This is a genomic window from Pseudomonas guineae (genome assembly GCF_900113745.1).
In the GTDB taxonomy this organism is placed as follows: domain Bacteria; phylum Pseudomonadota; class Gammaproteobacteria; order Pseudomonadales; family Pseudomonadaceae; genus Aquipseudomonas; species Aquipseudomonas guineae.
Genome location: NZ_FOQL01000004.1, coordinates 240384 through 263784, shown reverse-complemented (window position 1 = coordinate 263784; position 23401 = coordinate 240384). Strand labels below are relative to the sequence as shown.

Genomic DNA, 23401 nt, shown 5'->3' with positions numbered 1-23401 from the left:
ACCGCGAAAGGTTGCACCTTTCTATCTAATCCAACTTATTTGAGCAAAGCACAGTTGCCCCACTCGCGCAGGTCAGCCGACGGAGTGCTTGCACTGATCAGCGTAACCACCCATAGAGGATAGACACTCAAAGTGCAGGGCCTCTATGAAGCCCTGCACTGCAATCTAGTTAATAGGGTGAATAGCCGGAGTCGCGGCTATCAGGCTAAGCTCAGGCAGCGATTAACAAGGAGATGTTTATGACTGCCAAGGAAGCGCAATTGACCGAGTTGCTCAGCCTGTCGACGCGCACCCTCACTCACCTGACGGCCGCCACCACCGCGATGTCGTTTGAGTTACTCAATGCAAAGGACAACGCCGTACGTGCCAGCGCACGCAAGATGATTGAGCGCATGCTGGCGATCAGCAGCGAGCTTGACCAGCAATGGCTATTGATCGGCCAGCTGGCGGGCACCCCAGTCGAATCCAGCAACAGCCCGGAGCAGGTCGAACTGCAAAGCCTGGAAACCCCCGAAAGCTAGACACCCTCCTATATACGCAGGCACCTGCAAAAGCTTCGCCAGTAGATGCACCAACATAAGGCCGAAACTGTCCACCTAGTCAGTTAATAGTGCATCTACGGCCTTTACATCCCCCGCAAACTCACTAAAGTGCGCGCCCGAGCTGCCGTCGACGGCTCAGGATAGCGAACATGCGAGCAAAAATAGTATTTGGCCTTGTTCTTGCTCTATGACCAGCTAGCCTGACCATTCAGACAGGTTTAAAACGATAATTCAGCACGTTGGGGAGCACCACATGATCAACCGTACTCTTTCCTCTTTGGTCCTGGCTGGCGGGCTGCTGGCGGGCGGCCAGGCCATAGCGGGTGACCTGCTGCAGTGGCAGAACAATAGCCTCAGCTATCTGTATGGTCAGGATTACAAGGTCGACCCGGAAATCCAGCAGACCATCACCTTCGAGCACGCCAGCGGCTGGAGCGCGGGTGATCTGTTCTTCTTTCTCGACACCATCAAGTACAACACCGACGCCACCAATGGCGCGGGCGATGGCCACACCTTTTACGGTGAATTCTCGCCGCGCCTGTCGTTCGGCAAGTTGTTCAATACCAAGCTGGAATTTGGCCCGATCAAGGATGTGCTGCTGGCCACTACCTATGAATTCGGTGAAGACGACGTCGAGTCCTACCTGATCGGCACAGGTTTTGATCTGGCGATCCCTGGCTTCGATTACTTCTCGCTGAACTTCTACCACCGTGAAACCGACGGTGGCCGCGATGGTAGCGGCGTGTGGCAAATCACCCCGGTGTGGAGCTACACCATCCCAGTGGGTAAATCCGACATCGTGATCGATGGCTTTATGGACTGGGTGGTGGATAACGACAAGAGCTATCACGCCAACCTGCACTTTAACCCGCAGATCAAATACGACCTGGGCAAGGCCATGAGCTGGGGCGAGAAGCAGCTGTACGTCGGTATCGAGTACGACTACTGGAAAGACAAGTACGGCATCCAAGACAGCGGTTTCGTCAGCGACAACTTCGTCGGCTCAACCGATCAGAACACCGCCAGCCTGCTGGTAAAAGCGCACTTCTGATACTCAGCCGCTACCCGCCAGCCTCTGCTGTTGCAGACTGGCGGGCATGGTTCGTAGAACACGGCATCACGCTTATTTCTACCACTGCGGCGTAATCGCCTCCGAATCAGGGTCTTCTACTCTGTGATTACTCAGCAGTGGAACCCCAGCATGCCAATCGCCCTTCCCCGCACCCTCATACGCACCCTGCTCGTTAGCCTGCTGGTCACGCTGAGCGCTTGCAGCACCCTGGCCCCTCGCGATCCACTGCAGATCCAGCTGGTTGGCATCGAACCCTTACCGGGTGAAGGCTTGGAAGTACGTTTTGCGATCAAGCTGCGTGTGCAAAACCCCAACAACAGCCCTATTGATTTTGACGGCGTCGCCCTGCAACTGAAAGTTAACCAACAACCGTTACTCAGCGGCGTCAGCGCCCAAAGCGGTCAGGTGCCACGTTTTGGCGAGCGCATTCTGCACATTCCGGTCAGTCTCTCCGCCTACGCTGCACTGCGCCAAGCCTGGGGCGTGGCCGGCTATCAAGACGGCAAAGGCCTGCCCTACGAGTTAAGCGGCAAGCTCGCCGGCGGCTTGTTCGGCAGTAGGCGCTTCAATGACCGCGGCATCCTTAATTGGCCACAGCTGCCAGCACCCGGCGGAGCCCTGTAAAACCAAGGCTGACAAAAACCCTATACACTATGCGGCCTTTTCTTATTGACCACGCAAGGACCCCCGCCGTGAGCACGTTGCCGCCCTGCCCAAAATGCAATTCCGAATACACCTACGAAGATGGCGTTCAGCTAATCTGCCCCGAGTGCGCTCACGAATGGTCGGCCAATGCCACGACCGACGCGGCAGATGACGCCAAGGTGGTCAAGGATTCGGTCGGCAACGTGCTGCAAGATGGCGACACCGTCAGCGTAATCAAGGACCTGAAAGTCAAAGGCTCTTCCTTGGTGGTCAAAGTCGGCACCAAGGTCAAAGGCATCCGCCTGTGCGACGGTGACCACGACATCGACTGCAAAATCGATGGCATTGGCGCGATGAAGCTGAAGTCCGAGTTCGTGCGCAAAGTCTGAGTCGCGCACTTGCTGCCTCGCCAAGCCCCGGCCTGCGTACCGGGGCTTTTTTATGCCACGATTACGCCCTGCCAACCGTGCAGCTCAGCACGCGATTAGCTAGCATCACTAGCGAGCACATCGCTCGATAAGGCCCAAGCCCGGAGGACGTCATGCGTAATGCGGCGCTGTGTCTGTTGCTGTTAATACCCTGCGCGTTACAGGCCGCCGACTGGAAGGTGGCCGGGGATGAGCAGTTCGCCCCTTACAGTTACGTCACCCTCGAAGATGACCAACCACGCGGGCTGGATGTTGAGTTGGTTAAAGCGGTGATGCAGGCCGCCAATATCACCTACAACCTGCGCCTGTATCCCTGGGAGCGGGTCAAGCGCATGCTCGACCGCAACGACGTGGCGATGGCTTTTCAATTCGCCGGCACCCCCGAGCGCATGCAGCAATACGAGCTAGTCGGACCGATCCGCACCGGCTCCACCGTGTTTATGACCTCGTACAAAACTAACCTTACCGACTGGGCCGATCTCGATGACCTCTCTCCCTACATCATTGGTCAGGTGCGCGGTTACGCCTACCAGTCGAACTTCGATAAGGCTGATCTGCGCCGCGATAGCAGCGCGCAGAACCCACGGCAATTGGTGTCGATGCTGCTGGCAGGGCGCATTGATGTGATAGTTGGGGATCGAGTGCAGCTGATGTACTTCGTGCGCGAACAGCGCGCCGAGCAAAGCGTACATATCCTAGCCAAACCACTGGTAGAAATGCCGCGTTATGTGGCTTTTGCCAAGGGTGATCGCGACCGTGCAGACCGGTTCGCAGCAGCGCTAGAGCGTTTAAGAGACGCTGGCACACTGGATGCCATTTACCAACGCTGGCAATAAACTGCCCGCCAATCAAACCCCGGAGTCTTTATGCGCTGCCTTACCGTCACCCTGCTATCGAGCACACTCCTGCTGAGCGCCTGCGGCCTCGGTGAAACAGCCGCCACCGCCAGCCTGCAAGCCAAACAGGCCGCGCAACTGCAACAGCAAACAGAACAACTTAAGCAGCAGATTGAAGCAGCCAACGCGCAGGGCCAGAAGCGCCTTGAAGAAAGCTATTAAAGAGGACGGTTATTAAAAGCGGGAAGGTGCGGCTTACTGGACCGGCAGGAAGTTCATAAACAGCAACCCCTGGGCGTAACTCACGCCCATGCGCCGGTAGCGCTCATCCAGCACATCGGTGAGCAGATCCAGACGCGCGACTATCTTGCCGAACTCCACCGCGTAACTGAGATTACGCCCTTCGGCAGAAATCTCGTTGGACAGCAGCCACGGCGTGCCGCCGGCATCCGTACGTTGCGCGAGCATCCAGCTAGCCTTCTCAACATTACGCGCAGCGTTGTGGATGAACTGCGGGTCCAGCGTATCGCTCATGTAGTACTCAGTGCGCCCGCCATGGGCAGTAATCAGCATGCTCGCCAGTGAGTAGATAAACGCCCCAACGCGATCACCCTGATACTCGGCGCTAAGGGCATAACCCAGCGCGGCGACATCGGTGCGTCCAGCCAACTGCGGCAGCGGCTGATCCAGCTCAATTGCGCGATGCACAGCACGCTTCACGGCTTGCACATCGGCCAAGCCGGTTTTGCGCCATTCGCGCGGGTTGCGCAGGTACAGCTTGTCCATCAAACGGTAAAGACTATTGAGGTTATTGCGCATGCCCAGGGTTGCCATGCGGTCAGCATGACTCTGGAAAAACTCGGAGGGTTTGATCGGGCTTTGGTTGCTGATGATGGTCTGATGGTCCTGCCGTGTGGAGCAACCACTCAGGACTAGTACGATGAAAAGCAGTAGCCCGGACACCCAGCTCCCCCGCCGCGACAGGCCCAGAAAGGGCATAGCATGGGCGCGTTTTTCCAGCCTTGGTAAACGCTGCACGTTACTCATCAGTGGAGGTCATCCGCTGCGGTGTGATGGAGTAACGCTAGCAACAAAATCCAGATTGATCAGCTTTTCTGCCCAAAGGCATGACTTACAGCACAATCAAACACCTAGCCTCACAAGTTCAGGTTACGTGCTAACAGACCCTAGCAGGCACTAAAGGTTGCTGACCGCTATGCGGTAAAGCGCCAAAAGCACCGTCGCAGAGCGTTTTAACCGGTATGATCCGCAGCTTTTTTGCTGCCGAGTCCCCCATGCCGCACCTGCTTGCCCTGCTCTGCCTATTAATTGCCCTGCCCACCTTCGCCGATGCGCCCAAAACCTTCAGCGCCGCCAAGAAAATTGCCTGGAAGCTCTACGCTGAGCGGCCCAACACTTTCTATTGCAACTGCGCGTACAACGGCAACCGCGTCGACCTCGACAGCTGCGGCTACAGCCCACGCAAACAGCTGCGCCGTGCCCTGCGACTGGAGTGGGAACACGTGGTGCCGGCCTGGGTGATTGGCCATCAGCGCCAATGCTGGCAGAACGGCGGGCGTAAAAACTGCGCACGTAACGACGCCACCTTCAAAGCCGCCGAGGCCGACCTGCACAACCTGGTACCGAGCATCGGTGAGGTCAATGGCGACCGCTCCAACTACGCCCTCGGCATGCTCAGCGACAAACCGCAGCAATACGGCGCCTGCCCCATGGTGGTCAATTTCAAAGCCAAAACCGCCATGCCGCCGGCCCATGCCCGTGGCGCATCGGCGCGCATCTACCTGTATATGGCTGACCACTACAAACTGCGCCTGTCGAAACTCGACCGACGCACCTACGAAGCCTGGAACCGCCAATACCCGATCAGCGAATGGGAGCGCTGGCGCAACCAGCAAGTGGGCTGCGTGATGGGCTATGGCAACCCCTATGTCGGTGCTATTGACCCGCGTAGCTGCAGCCCGCTGCGCCGCGCCGGTAACCCACAACGCAACAGCGGCTAAGCCGCAACGCACGCGCGCCGAAAACCCTCGGCGCGCTATTGCCGCTAAACTTAATGCCACCCTGCCAGCCCGAGTCGTCTTCTATGCCTAACCCCGTCACCCCGAGCGCCGCCCACGCCATCGCCGAAACCCGCGCCTGGGTCGACCGCGCTGTGATTGGTCTAAACCTCTGCCCCTTTGCCAAAGCGGTGCAAGTCAAAGGGCAAGTGCGCTATGTGGTGTGCGCCAGCGCCGAGCCGGCAGACCTGCTCAGCGCCTTGATTGACGAACTGCACGCTCTGGCGAATGTCGAGCCGAGCGAAACCGACACCACCCTGCTGATCCACCCGGCTGCGCTCAACGACTTTCTCGACTTCAACGACTTTCTCGCTGTGGTCGATGACACCGTAGAAGACCTCGGCTACAGCGGTATTCTGCAAGTGGCCAGCTTCCACCCGCAGTTCCAGTTTGCCGACACCCACGTCAACGATGTCAGCAACGCCACCAACCGCGCGCCCTACCCGACCCTGCACATCCTCCGCGAAGCCAGCATCGACCGGGCCGTCGCGGCCTTCCCCGAGCCCGAGGCGATCTTCGACGCCAACATCGACACCCTGGAACAACTCGGCAGCGACGGCTGGGCCGCCCTGCAGGCGCAGTGCCGCAAAGATGCGCAAGACAGCTAAGCCATAAGCGCCCGGGCAAACCTAAAGCCAATCCGCCAACGTCTGCCGTTGGCTCTTTTACACAAGCTTTACACTGCCGACTGCAATGCCAGCCACTCAGCAGTGTCGAAACAACATGCCGGGAAATCCGGTTTGCAGAGGAGTTTCGATCATGCTGTCACGTATCCCCTTGATCACAGGCCTGCTGGCCTGCCTGGCGCTCGTTGGCCAAGCACCCGCAAAGGCGTCCAACCGCGACGCCGCCATTGCGGGCGCAGTCGTCGGCGCCGTGATTGGCGGCGTTATCGTCAGCCAGAGCCGTCCAGTGCAGGCTTATAGCCCGCCGCCACCCGCCTACTACCCACCCCAACCGGCTTACTACCCGCCGCAACAGGTTTACTACGAGCGCCGCCCGGTCTACTACCAACCAGCGCCGGTGTATTACGTGCAGGAACGGCCGCACCACAAGCGTTGGCATCAGCCGCGCCGGGAGCACAGGAACGACCATCTCCACGGCTATCGCCGGTAAGCAAAAAGCCCCGCCAATGCGGGGCTTTTTTATACTCAGCGGCCAACAAACCTGGCCACCAAGGACAGCAAGCTGGCACTGCACGCCACTGCGTGTGAGCCGCGAGGCGCATAGAGTAGGAACGGCTGATTGCCGTCCACCAGGCCGGAGGTGATCGCGAAATCCCCCGCAGAGGAGACAACCTGATGAATGCTCACGCCCAGTTCGCCCATATGGAAGACGGCACCGCCGAAGACTGGCAAGTCATCGCCCAGGACTTTCTGGCCCATGCGGCCAAGCTACCCGAGCGCATCCTCACTCACCTCAAGCTGCTCGATGGTGATTTTGGCGGTTTCCCGATTGACCGCCTCAGCCACTCGCTGCAGACCGCCACCCTCGCCTACCGCGACGGCCGCGATGAGGAATACGTGGTCTGCGCCCTGCTCCACGACATCGGCGACACCCTCGGCAGCTATAACCACCCGGACATCGCCGCCGCCATGCTCAAGCCCTTCGTCAGTCCGGAGAACCACTGGATAGTGGAGAAACATGGCGTGTTCCAGGGCTACTACTTCTTCCATCATCTGGGCATGGATCGCCACCTGCGTGAGCAATTCAAAGACCACCCGCAATACCAAGCCACCATCGAATTCTGCGCCCGCTACGACGCCGCCGCATTCGACCCGCAAGGTGAAACTCTGCCGCTGGAGTTTTTTGCGCCGATGCTGAGAAGGGTGTTCGCCCAGCCGAAGCAGTCGCTTTATAAGGCCGTGGCGCTGGATTAAGCGGATTGATCGTTCCCGCGCGGCGCGCGGGAACGAGGCAAGAAGCGCGCAGGTACCTGGCCATATTTATCAAAGAATGCCTGTATGGGCCGCCTGCTAAAAAACCTCTGCGGCATTGCGCCGAGCATATCGGGTCGGATTATCCTTACTTAATAATGTTGCTCTTGGGCATTAAATACCACAGCACAAACGCAACTAAGAACAGGGCCGGTATATCACCAATTAAATTGGCATGCTCAGTGCTATCGACAAGCGCCTGTACAAGCATGATCGCCGCATGAACGATACTTGAGCAAATGGTGAACCAAATCAGGCTGGCATGGGCCATTGGGTCTTTTGCAGCGCGGAGCAAAAACACACCCAGGGTGATGTAAATACCCATAATCATCTGCTCATACTCAGGCTGCGCTGGGGACCAACTCCAGCCAGAGGGCCAGATAACCATCATCATCGCGGGTACGCCGACAATAAAAACCACCCCAAACACATACAACGCCACACTTAAATACTTGAGTTTATTCTGATTATTCATGACATATTCCTTATAGCTATCATCCCTATAGCACATTCAAATTAATAGAATAACTTTCAGAGTCACACCTATCAGCGTAGTGGTAATTTCAAGGTTGCGAATTTGCATGCTTAACTACATATGCATTCGATATAGCGCAGTATTATCAACAGTACATTCAGCCGAACGATTATTTACATTGATTAATCGCTGCGTCTACCGATGCTTACCACGCAGAGCCAAACTCGCCTGGCGATTTTCCGGCAGCACTTTCAAGTCTCCCGCCAGCCCTTCCCACTATTCATCGCCGCGCTCCTGCTGACGCGCCCGAGCGTCCAGCAGCCGCACAATCGCCGCGTCATCCAACTCTAAGCGCAAGCTGCCAGAGCGCAGATGCAGATCGCGCTGCGGGAAGGGAATGTCGATCTGCGCCGCACGCAACTGGTCATCAATTGCCCACAAAAACTTCGCCTGCGTGGCGCCGGGGGAGACCATCAGCGCATGTTCCACCCAAAGCACCAATTCAAAACTCAGGCTGCTATCCGCAAACCCGGTCAGCCACACATCCGGCGTGCGCCGAGGGTCATTGGTGATGCAGCCCGGCACTGCATCTACGGCTTTTAATACCGCCTGCTTGACCTTGTCTTTGTCACTGCCGTAAGCCACACAGAACGGCACATGAATACGCCGGTACTTTTCATTGAAACTCCAGTTGGTGACGCGGCCATTAATAAACTCCGAGTTCGGCACAATGATGTCGAGCAAATCATTGGTGGTGACGCGGGTATAACGCATCCCAATTTCAGTCACTCGGCCCATGACCCCGGACTGCAAATCGACGAAGTCACCGACCTTCAAGGTCTTCTCCAGCAACAAAATCAAGCCGGAGACAAAATTGCCAAAAATGCCCTGCAAGCCAAAGCCAATACCCACACCAATGGCACCACCGATCAAGGCAAAGTTACTGATATCGAGGCCCAAATAACGCAAGCCCACCAGCGTGCCGACTATCCACACGGTGTAACGAATGATCCGGTTGAAGGCGTAAACGCCGGCCGAATTCATGTGCGCATCTTTGCCGCGCGCCGCCAGATTGCGTAAACCACGCTCAAGCTGAATTGAAAACCACCAGGCAAAAAACAGGATGAATATCAAGCCCAGAACACGCGCCATGTGCACGTCCGTGGTGCCGATTTGGAACCACGGCGCCGTTGCCCATTGCAACAAGGTTTGCTGAATATTCTCGCTGAGGGTCTCTGCCGGCATGCGTGATGGCCTGATATACCACGTGGTAGGAAAGGCGCTGACCGCCTCCCCTAAGCCTAGCTCAGCGCTGCCATGGCGATTAAATCGACCGTCATGCACGCCATCCCTGGCACCTGGGCATCCATTCGCAGTAATAGTCGAGCCAGACCATTCAAGGACGAGTCAAGACCCCCGCCCCTCGCCAGCAAAAACACCTCGCCGTGCTGGCCGACGGTCAGCATGGTGGTCACAGCCAATACAGGAACGTAAACCGTAGCTGCTCTATTGACCGGAATTACGCTTTTCGCCCTTACGGCGAGTTACTTTCTCTTTGCTCGCGCGAAAGAGAAAGTAACCAAAGAGAAAGCGCGCCCGGCATCCGGGTTTCGCTGCGCTCAACTCCCCTCGCTCCGGCGCTGTTCCGAGGGTAGGCAAGACGGGCCATCCATGGCCCGGCATGCCTCGTTTGGCATCCATGCCAAACGCCCCTCTCCACAGCACTTACGCTCAGCCTTCTGACGGGACCTGAGGACCACGTTGTTTGGACGAGTTGTGGAGCGCTACTTCCAAGCACACAGCCCAGATAAACACCGCCCAAATGGTGGATGAAAAAAGCGTCATCCACCCTACGCAGAGTTGAGGTTTCGTAGGGTGGACAACGCGAAGCTTGTCCACCTTGATGGCCAAAACCATCAACAGCAGACAACCCGCAATACGCCTTTTGCTTTCGACCCGCAATCTCGCAGACGACACAAAGCGGCGGATACCCACAAACCCAAGAACAGACCCAAGACCACAAGCCAATGCACAAACTATGGCGCAGTGCCACCTATTCGCAGTAATGTCGAGCCAACCCCATTCAAGGAAGAAGCATGGCCGCCAAATCCAGCCCACCTCGGCAGCACAAGCACCTCGCCGTGCTGATCGACGCCGACAACGCCTCCGCTGCAATCGTTGAAGGCCTGTTCGAGGAAATGCGTCGCCAGCATTAAACGCATCTACGGCGAATCCAAAGCACACAGCCCAGATGAATACCGCACCAAATGGTGGATGAAAAAAGCGCCATCCACCCTACTCGCTTGATCAAAACCGGCTTTTCCCGCGCTCTGCCGCATGGCGAACACATATCCACCAGCCGACAACGCAAAGACGAACGCGGCATTTGGCAGCGTCGTTATTGGGATCACCGCATCCGCGACCAAACAGATTTCAACCGCCATGTCGATTACATCCACCACAACCCTCGCAAACACGGTCATGTGCAGCGAGTGGTCGATTGGCCGTGGTCGTCGTTTCACCGGTATGTGCGGGCGGGGTTATTGCCGGAGAATTGGGCGGGAGGCAAGGAAATCGATGAAGCCGTTGGCGAACGCAGCAGTGATGATTTGAGATAGCCATTATTGATGGGTATCGCTACGCTCAACCCATCCTACGGAATCAGGTAACAAGAACGCGTCAATAGCAAGGAGCTAAAAATGGAATTTCTCGAAAAACTGAATAGCCTTTCTGCAAAAATTCGCCAGCAAGCAAGTGCAATTAAAACTGAAGAAGCAACAAAAAACGCATTTGTCATGCCATTTATAAACACTATTCTTGGCTATGACGTATTTGACCCAAGGGAAGTAACTCCTGAATTTGTCTGCGACATCGGAACAAAGAAAGGTGAGAAAATTGACTACGCCATATTAAAAGATGGCGAAATTCAAATATTAATAGAATGTAAGAAAATTGGCGAACCATTGAACGTCAACCATGCATCACAACTATTCCGCTACTTCCACGTAACAAATGCTCGAATATCAATATTGACCAATGGTCAAATTTATAAATTCTTTACGGACCTTGACGCTCCAAATAAGATGGACCAGAAGCCCTTTCTTGAACTCGACCTATTGGATATAGATGAACACGCTGTGCCCGAGCTTGTAAAACTCACAAAATCGGCTTTCGATGTTGAGTCGATAGTAAGCGCAGCTGGCGAGCTGAAATATGTAAGTCAAATTAAGAAAGAAATTGCACTCCAATTCACCAAACCAGATGATGATTTCGTTAAATTTTTCGCATCTCGCGTTTATGAAGGGATGATCACGCAAAAAGTACGCGAGCAGTTTTCTGAACTAACCAGAAAGGCAGTCGCGCAGTTTTTGAATGATCAAATCAATGATCGACTTAAATCTGCGATGAGCGGAGCAATTCAACCGAGTTACGCTACTATAGCGACGAGTCTCACGGATGTGGACAACGAAAAGCCTGACGAGTCCGCAGAAGATAAAATCATAACGACTTTAGAAGAGCTGGAGGGGTATCACATAGTTAAAGCAATTGTGCGATCCGTTGTAGATGCGAAACGAATCATTCAGCGTGACACTCAGAGTTATTTCGGAGTTTTACTGGACGACAACAATCGCAAGCCAATTTGCCGCTTACATTTCAATCGACTGCAAAAATATATTGGTATATTCGATCAAGAAAAGAATGAGACTCGCCACCCAATCAGTACGCTTGACGAAATTTATGATTTTGCTGATCAGTTAAAGACAACAGTCAGTTTCTATTAACGATACGCAGGATGGGTTGAGCGCAGCGATACCCATCAACACCAAACACAATAAGGCCCGTCACTCGACGGGCCTTATTGTTTCAATCAACCATTCTGTACATCACCTGGATCAGGCCACCGCCGCCTCGCGGCAGTTTTCAACCTTCTTAGCCTGATACTCCCGCGCCGCCTGATGAAACGCCGCCAACAGCGCGTTGTAATCCGCCTTCTCCCAATAGCGATACTCGGGATGCCACTGCACGCCAACCGCAAACGCTTTGGCGCCAATCACGCTGACGGCCTCGATCTGCCCATCTTCGGCCACCGCCTCGACTTGCAAGCCCTCACCCAATCGATCAATCCCCTGACCATGCAGCGAGTTGACCTTGATCTGCCGCTCGCCGAGCAATGTGTGCAGCACGCCGCCTTCGCTCAGGGTGACGTTGTGCATCGGGCCGTAGGCCACGTCGTCCGGTACATCCTTCACCTCGCGGTGATCGAGACGGCCTTCGACGGCATGCACTTCACGGTGCAAGGTGCCGCCGTAGAGCACGTTCATTTCCTGCACGCCCCGGCAGATGCCGAGAAAGGGAATGCCGCGCTCAATGCAGGCGCGCATCAGCCGCAGCACGGTGGCGTCGCGCGGTTTGTCGGCAAGGCCCAAACCTGGGTGAGCGTCGCCGTAGGTGCTGGGGTGCACGTTGGAGAGTGAGCCGCCGAACATGATGCCGCTGACGCTATCGAGCACGGTGTCCATGTCCAGTTCATCACCAAAGGCCGGGATCATCAGCGGGAAGGCACCGTAGCCGGTGACGGCGCTGATGTACTTCTCGCCCACCAGATGAAACCAGCCGATATCACGGTCGGTCAGCTGCCAGCGGCACAGGGGTAGGCCAATAAAGGGTTTGTTCATAGGTAGTCCTCTTCATAGATAGTTGAAGTGGGCTGCCCTTGGGAGAGCGGGCTTACGGGTCACGCTAATCGTGAACCCGCTCACCCAAGGGGTGCCGTAACCGGCCAGGCCGGGCACTGCACCAACGCCGCGCCCGCGCGGCTGGTTTGTTGCGTAAAGCAGTTGTTGATGGGTATCGCGATGCTCAACCCATCCTACGGTGTGGCTTTTGTAGGAGCGGGCTTGCCCGCGATTCAGTGGTGGCTTTGATCGCGGCCAAGGCCGCTCCTACGGAATAATGCGCCTGTGGGTAAGGCCTTATTCAGGCCAATTTGCGGGGCATTGGTCGCGAAAAGCTCGCGGCTGAAACGGAACGCCGCCCGGCCCTCCCACAATGGATACAGATCAAAAAAAAGGGGCTGATCATCCGATCAACCCCTGGGGTGTTACTTAGTTATTACTCGGGAAGGCAAACTGCGCCGCCTCATGCGAGGCGCGCTGCGGCCAGCGCTGGGTCACGGCTTTTTTGCGGGTGTAGAAGCGCACACCGTCTGGGCCGTAGGCATGCAGGTCGCCGAACAGCGAGCGCTTCCAGCCGCCGAAGCTGTGGTAGCTAACCGGTACGGGCAGCGGCACGTTGACGCCGACCATGCCGACTTCGATTTCGTCGCAGAACAGGTGGGCCGCTTCGCCGTCGCGGGTGAAGATGCAGGTGCCGTTGCCGTATTCGTGGTCGTTGATCAGCTGCATGGCTTGTTCCAGGCTGCCGACGCGAACGATGCACAGCACTGGGCCGAAGATTTCATCGGTGTAGATGGTCATTTCCGGGGTGACTTTGTCGAACAGGGTGCCACCGACGAAGTAGCCGTTTTCGTTGCCAGAAACCACCAGATCACGGCCGTCGACCACCAGGCGTGCGCCTTGGGCGACACCGGCGTCGATATAGCCTTTGACCTTGTCCCGCGCCGCAGCGGTAACCAGTGGGCCCATGTCCAGGCCACAGTTGGTACCCGCACCGATTTTCAGGGCTTTGATCTGCGGCGTGAGCTTCTCGATCAGCGCATCGGCAATCTGGTCGCCCACGCAGACGGCGACCGAGATGGCCATGCAGCGCTCGCCGCAGGAACCGTAAGCGGCGCCCATCAGTGCGCTGACGGCGTTGTCCAGATCAGCATCAGGCATCAGCACGGCGTGGTTCTTCGCGCCGCCCAGGGCCTGTACGCGCTTACCGCGCTTGGTGCCTTCGCTATAGATGTATTCAGCAATTGGCGTGGAGCCGACAAAGCTCAGGGCTTTGACTTCCGGCGCTTCGATCAGCGCATCCACGGCTTCTTTATCGCCGTGCACCACGTTGAGTACGCCTTTTGGCAAGCCGGCCTCTTGCAGCAGTTGGGCGATGTACAGGGTGGAGCTTGGGTCACGCTCGGACGGCTTCAAGATAAAGCAGTTGCCGCAGACGATGGCCAGCGGGTACATCCACAGCGGCACCATGGCCGGGAAGTTGAACGGGGTAATGCCGGCGACCACGCCAATCGGCTGCAGGTCGCTCCAGGCGTCGATGTTAGGGCCGACGTTGCGGCTGTATTCACCCTTGAGGATTTGCGGGGCGCCACAGGCGAATTCGACGTTTTCGATGCCGCGCTTAAGTTCGCCGGCAGCGTCTTCCAAGGTTTTACCGTGTTCTTCACTGATCAGCTTGGAGATGGCCGCTTCGTGATCTTCGAGCAGCTGCTTGAAGCGAAACATCACCTGAGCGCGCTTGGCCGGCGGGGTTTTGCGCCAGGCTGGGAAGGCGCTCTTGGCCGAATCGATGGCCTGCTGCATGGTGGCGCGGTCGGCCAGGGCCACTTGCTTGCTAACCTCGCCAGTGGAGGGGTTGAACACGTCTGCGGTGCGACCGGTGCCGACGGTGAGTTCGCCGTGGATCAGGTGGTTAACGATGCTCATAAAAACTCCTCGTAATTGTTCTGTTGAGTAGTTGCGCGAAGGCAACTGCTACGAATTATTTGATTTCGGTTTCAACGAAGACCACTTCATGGTCACTGGCATTGATCACATTGTGCTCAATGCCAGCCTTGCGAAAGTAAGCCTGGCCGGCCACCAGCTGCGAGTGCTTCTCGCCTTCTGCGGTTTGCATTAACAGGGTGCCATCGGTCATCGGCACCACCACGTAGTCATACCGGTGATGGTGGTGACCGGTTTCAGTGCCAGGGGCAAAACGCCACTCAGTGACGATGACCTGCTCGTTATCCAATTGCACTGTGGACACGGCTTGGCTGCGCTGGCTCATCAGTCCAAACCGTTCAATACATCACCGACGGCATTGAACACGGAGTCCAATTGCTCGGGTGTGGTGTTGAAGGTTGGCCCGAACTGCAGGGTGTCGCCGCCGAAGCGCACGTAGAAACCAGCGTTCCACAGCTTCATCCCCGCCTCGAACGGACGGATCACCGCATCGCCGTCACGCGGGGTGATTTGCAGCGCGCCAGCCAAACCACAGTTGCGGATGTCGATAACGTGCTTGCTGCCTTTGAGGCTGTGCAGTTTTTCTTCAAAGATCGGTGCCAGGGCCGCCGATTGCTCGATCAGGTGGTTACGCTTGAGCAGTTCCAGGGTCGCCAGGCCAGCCGCGCAGGCCACCGGATGACCGGAATAGGTGTAGCCGTGGCCGAACTCGATCATGTGCTCGGGGATGGCCTGATTCATAAAGGTGTTGTAAATCTCGCTCGAGGCGATCACGGCGCCCAAAGGAATTGCGCCATTGGTGATCTGTTTGGCGGTGTTCATGATGTCCGGGGTGACGCCGAAGTATTCGGCTCCTGTCCACTTGCCCAAGCGGCCGTAAGCAGTAATCACTTCATCGAAAATCAGCAGGATGTTGTGCTGGGTGCAGATCTCGCGCAGACGTTGCAGGTAACCGACAGGCGGTACGATCACGCCAGCGGAGCCGGACATCGGCTCGACGATCACGGCGGCAATGTTCGAGGCATCGTGTAGTTCAATCAGTTTCAGCAGTTCATTGGCCAGCTCGACGCCGCCGGTCTCGGCCATGCCTTTGGTGTAGGTCAGGTGCGATTGCAGGGTGTGCGGCAGGTGGTCGGCGTCCATCATTTGGCCGAACATTTTGCGGTTACCGTTGATGCCGCCCAGTGAGGTGCCGGCGATATTCACGCCGTGGTAGCCACGAGCACGGCCGATAAATTTGGTCTTGCTTGGCTGGCCCTTCAAGCGCCAGTAGGCCTTGGCCATCTTCACTGAGGTGTCGGCGCACTCGGAGCCGGAGTCGGTGTAGAACACATGGTCGAGGCCGGCCGGGGTTAGCTCGGTGATTTTCTCAGCCAACTGATAGGACAGCGGATGGCCGTACTGGAAGCCCGGTGCGTAATCGAGGGTGCCCAGTTGCTTGGCCACGGCCTCTTGGATTTCTTTGCGGTTATGCCCAGCGCCGCAGGTCCACAGCCCGGACAGGCTGTCGAAGATGCGTCGACCCTTATCGTCGATAAAATGGTTACCGTCAGCACCCACGATCAGGCGTGGGTCACGCTTAAAGTTGCGGTTAGCCGAAAACGGCATCCAATGCGCATCCAGTTTTAGCTGACTGGCCAGGGACGGGACTTCGGTCTGCAACATGGTCATGGTGGCCTCGCGTATAGGCGGCTGAGCGATCTAGGAGCTGGGAAAAGCGAATCTGTTGCCAGCAAAGGTGCCACGGGCTTAGAGTCAGGAAAACACGACTCTTCTTATCTTTAGTTAACCATCCACTAAACAATGAGTAACCACCCATGAGCACCCGCCGCCCCGATCCGCTGGCCCAGGTCAGTGATTTTGATATTCGCCTGCTCAAGCTGTTTCGCAGCGTGGTGGAGTGCGGCGGTTTTTCCGCGGCGGAAAGCGCTTTGGGCATCGGCCGCTCGGCGATCAGCCAACAAATGAGCGACCTCGAACAGCGCCTGGGTTTGCGCCTGTGCCAACGCGGCCGCGCCGGCTTTGCCCTGACCGAGGAGGGCCGCGAGGTGTACCAGAGCACCCAGCAACTGCTGGCGGCGCTGGAAAGCTTTCGCACTGAGGTCAATGGCCTGCACCAGCACCTGCGCGGTGAGCTGAATATCGGCCTGACCGATAACTTGGTCACCGTGCCGCACATGCGCATCACCAATGCCCTGGCCCTATTGAAAACGCAGGGGCCGGATGTACGCATTCATATCCGCATGACCCCGCCCAGCGAGGTGGAACAAGGTGTGCTCGACGGTCGCCTGCACATTGGTGTGGTGCCGCAGGTGGGCGCGCTGTCCGGGCTGGAATACCAGACGTTGTATGACGAGCGCTCGCTGCTCTACTGCGCGGTTGGCCACCCGCTGTTTTATGTCGATGATCAGCAGCTTGAAGACACCCGGCTGAACGCTCAGGAAGCCATTGCACCCACCTTCCGCCTGCCGCCCGAAGTGCAAAATCACTATCAGGTGCTGAATTGCACCGCCAGCGCCTCGGACCGAGAAGGCATGGCCTTTTTGATTCTCACCGGGCGCTACATCGGCTACCTGCCCGACCATTATGCCCAAGCCTGGGTGCAGCAAGGACGCCTGCGCGTACTCAAGCCCGACAGCCGCTTCTATGACGTCAGCCTGGCCTCGGTGACCCGCAAAGGGCGGCGCCCGCACCTGGTGCTAGAAAGCTTTTTAGGGGCACTGGCCGAGGTTTAAGTGCGACGCCAAATAACCGTGCTGACGCCTGCACCACATGCACAAAGACAGTGCAAAACCACGCTAACACGCAACATACAGCGCTTTTTCCAGCCCTTGCGCTTGTCACCCTGGCAACGCTGGGGTATCAGTGCTGTCGTCCGACAACCTGACCACTGCGGAACCGCCCATGACCGTTGAAGTACTTGCGCACATTGCCGACCCGAACGCCAAGCCAGCCGGACGCATTCGTCAGAAAAATGAAGATGCCATCATCAAGGCCGCCGAAGAAGAGTTCGCGAAGCACGGCTTCAAAGGCACCAGCATGAACACCATCGCGCAGAATGTTGGGTTGCCAAAGGCCAACCTGCACTATTACTTCAGCAATAAGCTGGGGCTTTACCAAGCGGTATTGGTCAACATCCTCGAGCTGTGGGACAACACCTTCAACAACCTAAGCGTCGAAGATGACCCCGCCGCCGCCATTGCGCGCTATATCCGCGCCAAAATGGACTTCTCGCGCCGCCATCCCAAAGCCTCACGCATCTATGCGATGGAAGTGATCGGCGGCGGCGAGCATCTGTCGCAGATGCTCGACCAGGACTACCAGACCTGGTTTCGCGGCCGAGCTGCGGTATTCGCCGCCTGGAGCGCCGCCGGCAAGATGGACCCGGTCGACCCGGCGCACCTGATTTTCCTGATTTGGAGCAGCACCCAACACTACGCCGACTTTGCCTCGCAGATCTGCCGCGTGACTGGGCGTTCGCGCTTGGTTAAGGCGGATTATGAAGAGGCGAGCGAGCAGTTGATCAGCATCATCCTTAAGGGCGTTGGCCTGACGCCAGCCGCCAAAGACGCCTGATGTCCTTCAGCCTGCTCGGCCCTTGCGACTACCGCGAGGAGATTCGCAAAAGCCGCTTTCTTGCCCTCGCCGCGCCGGTTACCAGCACAACCGAGGCGCAGGCATTTCTCGCCGCGCACAGTGATGCCAGCGCCAGCCATAACTGCTGGGCCTGGAAGGTCGGCCAGCAGTATCGCTTCAGTGACGACGGCGAACCTGGCGGCACCGCCGGCCGGCCAATCCTCGCAGCGATCGAAGCGCAAGATATGGATCAGGTCGCGGTGCTGGTGATCCGCTGGTACGGCGGCATCCAGCTCGGCACCGGCGGCCTCGCCCGCGCCTACGGCGGCAGCGCCAACAAATGCCTACAAACGGCCCCGCGCCGTGAGCTGATCGCGCGCGAGCATTACCGCTGCCATTGCCTGTTCGCCGAACTGCCGCTGCTCAAGGCGCGCCTGAGCGAATTGGACTGCCTGCTGGAAAGCGAAACCTACGACGCCACAGGCGCCGAACTGCAACTGGCGGTGCCCGCCCCCAGGCTTGCTGAGTTGCAGCGGCTGCTGGCGGATATCAGCCGAGGGCGGGTTGAGTTACTACCGCTCTAGATCCCCTAAACTAAGCTTCTTCATTGTCGCCTTGAGCCTGCAGCCTACTCACGAAGTATCGCGGGCAAGCCCGCTCCTACAGGGGTTGCGGCGTTACCGGGATGGCAGTAGTTGCACTATTTTGTAGGAGCGGGCTTGCCCGCGATCAATATTGAATACACCACGAGAGGCAATGGAATGCCTACAAAATCCCATGGTTGCAACCTGCGGCGAGGCCGCTATTCAGAGCCGGACCGCGTTTACCTGCTGACCAGCACCTTACTGCAGCGCCGTCCGCTATTCAGCGACTTCAGACTGGCTCGCTTACTGATCACTGAACTACGCGCAGCCCATGAGCAACAACAGGTCACGTCTCTGGCATGGGTGGTAATGCCCGATCACCTGCACTGGCTTATCCAGCTGCAGACAGGCTCTCTGGATGAACTGATGCGCCGTATCAAAAGCAACAGCGCACGGCAGATCAATCAGCACCTCGGCACACACGGCCCAATTTGGCAGCCGGGTTACCACGACCGTGCACTGCGTCAGAATGAAGATCTGCAATCAGCGGCTCGCTATATCGTCGCCAATCCATTACGGCGGGCCTGGTAAAGCGCATTGGCGATTATCCGTTATGGGATGCAGTCTGGTTGTGAGTGTGCGATGAATTGAAGATGGTTCGCGGGCAAGCCCGCTCCTACAAGTTTGTGGCGTGACGCGGTGATCACAGGTGACCGTTTTTGTACGAGCAGCCTTGACCGCCATGCGCCAAAACGCACCACTACCCCACTCCATGCACCACGCTGGAGCCGCCCGCAGGATTTGTGTGGCGACGCGGATGGTGGACACTCCAAAAAGCGGCTTTTCTGACTCCATGGCCAGCTTTTTGCTTTAACCAGGGCAGTTGTCATTCCTGAGCCACTGCCCATGTCCAGTTCCCCCCCTGCTCCTCGCTTGCAGCTAAGCAGTATCAGCAAGCGCTACCCCGGCTGCCTGGCCAACGACCGCATCGACTTAACCATCGCCGCCGGCGAGATTCATGCGTTGCTCGGCGAAAACGGTGCCGGTAAAAGCACCCTGATGAAGATCATCTACGGCGTTACCCAACCTGACAGCGGCGAAATCTGCTGGCAAGGTGAAGCGCTGAAAATGCGTGACCCGGCCATGGCGCGCAGCCTGGGCGTGGGCATGGTGTTCCAGCATTTCTCGCTGTTTGAAACCCTGACCGTCGCGGAGAACATCGCCCTGGCCATGGGAGCCAGCGCCGGCACACCGAAGCAGCTGGAACCGAAGATTCGTGAGGTCTCGCTGCGTTACGGCATGGCCCTGGAACCGGGGCGTTTAGTCCACAGCCTGTCCATTGGCGAGCGCCAGCGGGTGGAGATCGTCCGCTGCCTGATGCAAGACATCAAACTGCTGATCCTTGACGAGCCAACCTCGGTACTCACCCCGCAGGAGGCCGACGAGCTGTTCGTCACCCTGCGCCGCCTGGCTGCCGAGGGCTGCAGCATTCTGTTTATTAGCCACAAGCTCGGCGAAGTGCGCGCGCTGTGCCAGAGCGCCACGGTGCTGCGCGGCGGCAAAGTGTCGGGCCATTGCGTGCCAGCAGAATGCAGCGACCTGGAACTGGCGCGACTGATGGTTGGCGACGCCGAAGGCCTGGAAAGCAGTTACCCAAAAGTTACTGGCGGCCTGCCGCGTTTGCGGGTGGATGACCTCAGCTGGCGCAATGCTGACCCCTTTGGTTGCACCCTCAGCCACATCCGCCTGGACGTGCGCAGCGGCGAGATCGTTGGCATCGCCGGGGTCGCGGGTAACGGTCAGGACGAACTGCTGGCCCTACTCAGTGGTGAAACCCGCCTGCCGCGCAACGAGCGTGAACGCATCAGCCTGGATACGCAGCCAATTGCCGATCTGTACCCGGACGCGCGGCGCAAACTGGGCCTGGCCTTTGTACCGGCCGAGCGCCTGGGCCATGGCGCCGTGCCGGACATGAGCCTGGCCGATAACGCGCTGCTCACCGCCTTTCAGCAAGGTTTGCTGAGCAACGGTTTGATTCAGCGCGGCAAGGTTCGCGCCCTGGCCGATGAGATCATTCAACGCTTCGCGGTGAAAACGCCGGATGCCGATACGGCCGCACGCAGCCTGTCCGGCGGCAATCTGCAGAAATTTATCCTCGGCCGCGAAATCCTACAGAACCCCAAACTGTTGATTGCAGCGCACCCCACCTGGGGCGTAGACGTCGGCGCAGCGGCGGCGATTCACCGCGCGCTGATTGCCTTGCGTGATGCCGGCGCAGCGATCCTGGTGATTTCCGAAGACCTCGACGAGCTGCTCCAGATCAGCGACCGCATCGGCGCGCTGTGCAGCGGCAAGCTCTCGCCCCTGGCCGCTACCGCAGAAACCGAAGCAGTAGAAGTCGGCCGCTGGATGGCCGGCGAATTTGCCGCGCTGCCCCCCATCACAAGCCCGCTCGCAGCGCCTGCTGCCAGCCTGAGCTGACGGAGTTTCACATGCTGTTATCCCTCGAACCACGCGGCCAGCAATCACGCGCCATGCTCTGGTTATCGCCACTGCTCGCCGCCGTGCTAACCCTGTGCAGCGGCGCGCTGCTGTTCACCCTGCTCGGCCACGACCCGTTGGCAACCCTGCACACCCTGCTGATCGCGCCGCTGGCCGATTGGTACGGCGTATCGGAACTGCTGGTCAAAGCCCTGCCGATTCTGCTCTGCGCCCTCGGCTTGGCCGTGGCCTACCAAGCGCGCATCTGGAATATCGGCGCCGAAGGCCAGTTGCTGCTTGGCGCACTGGCCGGCAGCGCCATGGCGATTCAGATCATCGACTGGGACAGTCGCTGGGCGCTGGTCTGGGTGGTGCTGGCGGGCATGGCGGCCGGCGCAGCCTGGGGCGGCCTGACCGCCTGGCTGCGCACGCAGTTCAATGCCAACGAAATCCTCACCAGCATCATGCTCAATTACATCGCGCTGAACCTGCTGCTGTTCTTCGTGCACGGCCCACTGAAGGACCCGGCAGGCTTCAACTTCCCGGAGTCAGCGATGTTCGGCGATGCCAGCCGCCTGCCGCTGCTCAGCGAGGATGGCCGCTTGCACGCAGGCTTGTACTTCGCCCTGCTGGCGCTGGTCGCGGTGTGGGTGCTGCTGCAGAAAAGCTTTCTCGGTTTTCAGATCAAGGTGCTTGGCCTCGACCGGCGCGCCGCCGGGTTTGTCGGCTTTCGCGAAAAGCGCCTGGTGTGGTTCGCCCTGCTGGTCAGCGGCGGGCTGGCCGGGCTGGCCGGAGTCGGCGAAGTGGCCGGGCCGATTGGCCAACTGGTGCCGCAGGTCTCACCGGGTTACGGCTATGCGGCGATTACTGTGGCCTTTCTCGGCCGCCTTAATCCGCTCGGTATCGTCTTCGCCAGCCTGCTGATGGCGCTGCTGTACCTGGGCGGCGAGAACGCGCAGATGACCATGAACCTGCCCCAAGCCATCACCCAGCTATTCCAGGGAATGATGCTGTTTTTCCTGCTCGCTTGCGACGTGCTGATTCTTTACCGGCCAAGGCTGAAATTGAAGTGGGCGCAGCGCAAAACTAAAGCCAACACCGAGGCCTTGGCCTGACAAACAACCGGTAGGGGCGAGCTTGCTCGCTCCTACACAAGGCATACACATAGGAACTCCCATGGATCTCGACCTGTTAAGCAATATCTTCTACGCCATGGTGCGCACCGGTACGCCGCTGTTGCTGGTGGCGCTGGGTGAACTGGTGTGCGAGAAGAGCGGCGTACTCAACCTCGGCCAGGAAGGCATGATGCTGTTTGGCGCGGTGATCGGCTTTATCGTCGCCCTGTCCACCGGCAACCTGTGGCTCGGCGTGCTGCTGGCGATGAGTGCCGGCATGTTGCTATCGATGCTGTTCGCCGCCGTCGCCTTGGGTTTTAACGCTAATCAGGTCGCCACCGGGCTGGCCTTGACTATTTTTGGCGTCGGCCTGTCGACCTTTGTTGGCGCGGCCTGGGTCGGCAAACCATTGGCCGGTTTCGAGCCAATCGCCATTCCGCTGCTTAGCGAGATTCCGCTGATCGGGCGCATGCTGTTCGACCAGGATGTGCTGGTGTACCTGTCCTTCGCCCTGTTCGGCCTAGTAGCCTGGGTGATACTGAAAAGCCGCATCGGCCTGATCATCCAGGCCGTTGGCGAAAACCCCGATGCGGCCAGTGCCATGGGCCTGCCGGTGCTGCGCGTACGCACCCTGGCCGTGCTGTTCGGCGGAGCGATGGCCGGTTTGGCGGGCGGCTATCTGTCGCTGGCTTACACACCGATGTGGGCAGAGAACATGACCGCCGGACGCGGCTGGATCGCCCTCGCCCTGGTGGTGTTCGCCAGCTGGCGGGTACTGCGTGTATTGCTCGGCGCCTACCTGTTCGGCCTGGCCAGCATCATCCATTTGGTCGCCCAGGGTATCGGCCTGTCGATCCCGTCCAACCTGCTGGCGATGCTGCCGTATGTCGCGACGATTCTGGTGCTGGTACTGCTCTCGCGCGACGCGATCAAAACCCGTCTGTTCGCCCCTGTCTCGCTAGGCAAGCCCTGGCAGCCTGGGCACTGATCCACGCCTACGCACCAGCAGGCA

25 protein-coding genes and 2 pseudogenes are annotated in these 23401 nt (G+C 58.2%); 20 read left to right on the top strand and 7 right to left on the bottom strand.

Translation table 11 applies throughout. The features are described 5' to 3' along the window. Positions 1 to 239 precede the first annotated feature (239 nt). The 6 genes from BMZ32_RS15480 (at position 240) to BMZ32_RS15455 (ending at position 3745) form a co-directional block, all read left to right on the top strand. Positions 240 to 521 carry a hypothetical protein gene (locus BMZ32_RS15480; RefSeq protein ID WP_090243569.1) on the top strand — a complete coding sequence of 94 codons (282 nt, stop codon included), beginning with the start codon at positions 240 to 242 and terminating at the stop codon, positions 519 to 521. A gap of 277 nt (positions 522 to 798) precedes the next feature. Further along, on the top strand, positions 799 to 1593 hold the full coding sequence (locus BMZ32_RS15475) for an outer membrane protein OmpK (protein WP_090243905.1): 795 nt from the start codon (positions 799 to 801) through the stop codon (positions 1591 to 1593). Between the two features lie 150 nt (positions 1594 to 1743). Then, a complete protein-coding gene (locus BMZ32_RS15470) occupies positions 1744 to 2238 on the top strand; it encodes an LEA/WHy family protein (protein ID WP_090243568.1) in 495 nt (164 codons plus the stop codon). A gap of 68 nt (positions 2239 to 2306) precedes the next feature. Further along, positions 2307 to 2648, top strand: coding sequence for a zinc ribbon domain-containing protein YjdM (locus BMZ32_RS15465; RefSeq protein ID WP_090243566.1), 342 nt, complete (start codon positions 2307 to 2309; stop codon positions 2646 to 2648). A gap of 152 nt (positions 2649 to 2800) precedes the next feature. Then, a complete protein-coding gene (locus BMZ32_RS15460) occupies positions 2801 to 3523 on the top strand; it encodes a substrate-binding periplasmic protein (RefSeq protein ID WP_090243564.1) in 723 nt (240 codons plus the stop codon). A gap of 30 nt (positions 3524 to 3553) precedes the next feature. Next, the gene (locus BMZ32_RS15455) at positions 3554 to 3745 is read left to right on the top strand and encodes a hypothetical protein (protein ID WP_090243563.1); all 192 of its coding nucleotides are present in this window, start codon (positions 3554 to 3556) and stop codon (positions 3743 to 3745) included. Between the two features lie 33 nt (positions 3746 to 3778). Here BMZ32_RS15455 and BMZ32_RS15450 read toward each other — a convergent pair whose 3' ends face one another. Further along, entirely contained in the window at positions 3779 to 4522 is a 744-nt protein-coding gene (locus BMZ32_RS15450; RefSeq protein WP_090243561.1) for a hypothetical protein, read from the bottom strand. A gap of 296 nt (positions 4523 to 4818) precedes the next feature. Here BMZ32_RS15450 and BMZ32_RS15445 point away from each other — a divergent pair, with 296 nt between their 5' ends. The 4 genes from BMZ32_RS15445 (at position 4819) to BMZ32_RS15430 (ending at position 7481) form a co-directional block, all read left to right on the top strand. Further along, entirely contained in the window at positions 4819 to 5544 is a 726-nt protein-coding gene (locus tag BMZ32_RS15445; protein WP_090243903.1) for an endonuclease, read from the top strand. An 83-nt stretch (positions 5545 to 5627) separates the two neighbouring features. Further along, a complete protein-coding gene (locus BMZ32_RS15440) occupies positions 5628 to 6209 on the top strand; it encodes a DUF1415 domain-containing protein (RefSeq protein ID WP_090243559.1) in 582 nt (193 codons plus the stop codon). A 151-nt stretch (positions 6210 to 6360) separates the two neighbouring features. Beyond that, entirely contained in the window at positions 6361 to 6717 is a 357-nt protein-coding gene (locus tag BMZ32_RS15435; protein WP_208598731.1) for a hypothetical protein, read from the top strand. Between the two features lie 185 nt (positions 6718 to 6902). Then, positions 6903 to 7481 (top strand): HD domain-containing protein, encoded by a 579-nt coding sequence (locus BMZ32_RS15430; protein ID WP_090243557.1) that lies wholly within the window; start codon positions 6903 to 6905, stop codon positions 7479 to 7481. 145 nt (positions 7482 to 7626) lie between these two features. Here BMZ32_RS15430 and BMZ32_RS15425 read toward each other — a convergent pair whose 3' ends face one another. Then, complete coding sequence (locus BMZ32_RS15425) at positions 7627 to 8013, bottom strand: DUF6632 domain-containing protein (RefSeq protein ID WP_090243555.1); 387 nt, start codon at positions 8011 to 8013, stop codon at positions 7627 to 7629. Between the two features lie 276 nt (positions 8014 to 8289). Beyond that, entirely contained in the window at positions 8290 to 9258 is a 969-nt protein-coding gene (locus BMZ32_RS15420) for a mechanosensitive ion channel family protein (protein WP_090243553.1), read from the bottom strand. Positions 9259 to 10109: 851 nt separating this feature from the next. Here BMZ32_RS15420 and BMZ32_RS19870 point away from each other — a divergent pair. The 3 genes and pseudogenes from BMZ32_RS19870 to BMZ32_RS15410 form a co-directional block, all read left to right on the top strand. Continuing rightward, positions 10110 to 10245, top strand: a pseudogene (locus tag BMZ32_RS19870) (NYN domain-containing protein); the annotation flags it as partial. 35 nt (positions 10246 to 10280) lie between these two features. Further along, positions 10281 to 10631, top strand: coding sequence for an REP-associated tyrosine transposase (locus BMZ32_RS15415; RefSeq protein ID WP_339904787.1), 351 nt, complete (start codon positions 10281 to 10283; stop codon positions 10629 to 10631). An 81-nt stretch (positions 10632 to 10712) separates the two neighbouring features. Then, positions 10713 to 11795, top strand: a complete 1083-nt coding sequence (locus tag BMZ32_RS15410; protein ID WP_090243551.1) for a type I restriction endonuclease — start codon at positions 10713 to 10715, stop codon at positions 11793 to 11795. Between the two features lie 111 nt (positions 11796 to 11906). Here BMZ32_RS15410 and BMZ32_RS15405 read toward each other — a convergent pair whose 3' ends face one another. The 4 genes from BMZ32_RS15405 to aptA form a co-directional block, all read right to left on the bottom strand. Beyond that, a complete protein-coding gene (locus BMZ32_RS15405) occupies positions 11907 to 12689 on the bottom strand; it encodes a gamma-glutamyl-gamma-aminobutyrate hydrolase family protein (RefSeq protein ID WP_090243548.1) in 783 nt (260 codons plus the stop codon). Positions 12690 to 13118: 429 nt separating this feature from the next. Further along, complete coding sequence (locus BMZ32_RS15400) at positions 13119 to 14615, bottom strand: CoA-acylating methylmalonate-semialdehyde dehydrogenase (RefSeq protein WP_090243546.1); 1497 nt, start codon at positions 14613 to 14615, stop codon at positions 13119 to 13121. A 55-nt stretch (positions 14616 to 14670) separates the two neighbouring features. Further along, positions 14671 to 14958: a cupin domain-containing protein gene (locus BMZ32_RS15395; RefSeq protein WP_090243544.1), complete on the bottom strand. Its 288-nt coding sequence runs from the start codon at positions 14956 to 14958 to the stop codon at positions 14671 to 14673. Continuing rightward, positions 14958 to 16304 carry an omega-aminotransferase AptA gene (aptA, locus tag BMZ32_RS15390; RefSeq protein WP_090243542.1) on the bottom strand — a complete coding sequence of 449 codons (1347 nt, stop codon included), beginning with the start codon at positions 16302 to 16304 and terminating at the stop codon, positions 14958 to 14960. The genes BMZ32_RS15395 and aptA overlap by 1 nt, the downstream gene beginning before the upstream one ends. A 146-nt stretch (positions 16305 to 16450) precedes the next feature. Here aptA and BMZ32_RS15385 point away from each other — a divergent pair, with 146 nt between their 5' ends. The 7 genes and pseudogenes from BMZ32_RS15385 to BMZ32_RS15355 all read left to right on the top strand — a co-directional run bounded on the left by BMZ32_RS15385 (position 16451) and on the right by BMZ32_RS15355 (position 23377). Continuing rightward, positions 16451 to 17368: a LysR family transcriptional regulator gene (locus tag BMZ32_RS15385; protein ID WP_090243540.1), complete on the top strand. Its 918-nt coding sequence runs from the start codon at positions 16451 to 16453 to the stop codon at positions 17366 to 17368. Between the two features lie 169 nt (positions 17369 to 17537). After that, positions 17538 to 18209 (top strand): TetR/AcrR family transcriptional regulator, encoded by a 672-nt coding sequence (locus BMZ32_RS15380; protein ID WP_090243538.1) that lies wholly within the window; start codon positions 17538 to 17540, stop codon positions 18207 to 18209. Continuing rightward, on the top strand, positions 18209 to 18793 hold the full coding sequence (locus BMZ32_RS15375; RefSeq protein ID WP_090243536.1) for an IMPACT family protein: 585 nt from the start codon (positions 18209 to 18211) through the stop codon (positions 18791 to 18793). The genes BMZ32_RS15380 and BMZ32_RS15375 overlap by 1 nt, the downstream gene beginning before the upstream one ends. Before the next feature lie 177 nt (positions 18794 to 18970). Beyond that, positions 18971 to 19428, top strand: a pseudogene (locus BMZ32_RS15370) (REP-associated tyrosine transposase). A 271-nt stretch (positions 19429 to 19699) separates the two neighbouring features. Continuing rightward, on the top strand, positions 19700 to 21274 hold the full coding sequence (locus tag BMZ32_RS15365; RefSeq protein WP_090243534.1) for an ABC transporter ATP-binding protein: 1575 nt from the start codon (positions 19700 to 19702) through the stop codon (positions 21272 to 21274). Between the two features lie 11 nt (positions 21275 to 21285). After that, on the top strand, positions 21286 to 22389 hold the full coding sequence (locus BMZ32_RS15360) for an ABC transporter permease (RefSeq protein ID WP_090243532.1): 1104 nt from the start codon (positions 21286 to 21288) through the stop codon (positions 22387 to 22389). A 61-nt stretch (positions 22390 to 22450) separates the two neighbouring features. After that, positions 22451 to 23377: an ABC transporter permease gene (locus BMZ32_RS15355; RefSeq protein ID WP_090243530.1), complete on the top strand. Its 927-nt coding sequence runs from the start codon at positions 22451 to 22453 to the stop codon at positions 23375 to 23377. Positions 23378 to 23401: the final 24 nt, after the last annotated feature.

Bases quoted from the DNA above. Each gene is read 5' to 3' on its own strand.
- BMZ32_RS15480 (WP_090243569.1), top strand. From the start codon at position 240: ATGACTGCCAAGGAAGCGCAATTGACCGAGTTGCTCAGCCTGTCGACG.
- BMZ32_RS15470 (WP_090243568.1), top strand. From the start codon at position 1,744: ATGCCAATCGCCCTTCCCCGCACCCTCATACGCACCCTGCTCGTTAGC.
- BMZ32_RS15460 (WP_090243564.1), top strand. From the start codon at position 2,801: ATGCGTAATGCGGCGCTGTGTCTGTTGCTGTTAATACCCTGCGCGTTA.
- BMZ32_RS15455 (WP_090243563.1), top strand. From the start codon at position 3,554: ATGCGCTGCCTTACCGTCACCCTGCTATCGAGCACACTCCTGCTGAGC.
- BMZ32_RS15450 (WP_090243561.1), bottom strand. From the start codon at position 4,522: ATGCCCTTTCTGGGCCTGTCGCGGCGGGGGAGCTGGGTGTCCGGGCTA.
- BMZ32_RS15445 (WP_090243903.1), top strand. From the start codon at position 4,819: ATGCCGCACCTGCTTGCCCTGCTCTGCCTATTAATTGCCCTGCCCACC.
- BMZ32_RS15440 (WP_090243559.1), top strand. From the start codon at position 5,628: ATGCCTAACCCCGTCACCCCGAGCGCCGCCCACGCCATCGCCGAAACC.
- BMZ32_RS15435 (WP_208598731.1), top strand. From the start codon at position 6,361: ATGCTGTCACGTATCCCCTTGATCACAGGCCTGCTGGCCTGCCTGGCG.
- BMZ32_RS15430 (WP_090243557.1), top strand. From the start codon at position 6,903: ATGAATGCTCACGCCCAGTTCGCCCATATGGAAGACGGCACCGCCGAA.
- BMZ32_RS15425 (WP_090243555.1), bottom strand. From the start codon at position 8,013: ATGAATAATCAGAATAAACTCAAGTATTTAAGTGTGGCGTTGTATGTG.
- BMZ32_RS15420 (WP_090243553.1), bottom strand. From the start codon at position 9,258: ATGCCGGCAGAGACCCTCAGCGAGAATATTCAGCAAACCTTGTTGCAA.
- BMZ32_RS15415 (WP_339904787.1), top strand. From the start codon at position 10,281: ATGGTGGATGAAAAAAGCGCCATCCACCCTACTCGCTTGATCAAAACC.
- BMZ32_RS15410 (WP_090243551.1), top strand. From the start codon at position 10,713: ATGGAATTTCTCGAAAAACTGAATAGCCTTTCTGCAAAAATTCGCCAG.
- BMZ32_RS15405 (WP_090243548.1), bottom strand. From the start codon at position 12,689: ATGAACAAACCCTTTATTGGCCTACCCCTGTGCCGCTGGCAGCTGACC.
- BMZ32_RS15400 (WP_090243546.1), bottom strand. From the start codon at position 14,615: ATGAGCATCGTTAACCACCTGATCCACGGCGAACTCACCGTCGGCACC.
- BMZ32_RS15395 (WP_090243544.1), bottom strand. From the start codon at position 14,958: ATGAGCCAGCGCAGCCAAGCCGTGTCCACAGTGCAATTGGATAACGAG.
- aptA (WP_090243542.1), bottom strand. From the start codon at position 16,304: ATGACCATGTTGCAGACCGAAGTCCCGTCCCTGGCCAGTCAGCTAAAA.
- BMZ32_RS15385 (WP_090243540.1), top strand. From the start codon at position 16,451: ATGAGCACCCGCCGCCCCGATCCGCTGGCCCAGGTCAGTGATTTTGAT.
- BMZ32_RS15380 (WP_090243538.1), top strand. From the start codon at position 17,538: ATGACCGTTGAAGTACTTGCGCACATTGCCGACCCGAACGCCAAGCCA.
- BMZ32_RS15375 (WP_090243536.1), top strand. From the start codon at position 18,209: ATGTCCTTCAGCCTGCTCGGCCCTTGCGACTACCGCGAGGAGATTCGC.
- BMZ32_RS15365 (WP_090243534.1), top strand. From the start codon at position 19,700: ATGTCCAGTTCCCCCCCTGCTCCTCGCTTGCAGCTAAGCAGTATCAGC.
- BMZ32_RS15360 (WP_090243532.1), top strand. From the start codon at position 21,286: ATGCTGTTATCCCTCGAACCACGCGGCCAGCAATCACGCGCCATGCTC.
- BMZ32_RS15355 (WP_090243530.1), top strand. From the start codon at position 22,451: ATGGATCTCGACCTGTTAAGCAATATCTTCTACGCCATGGTGCGCACC.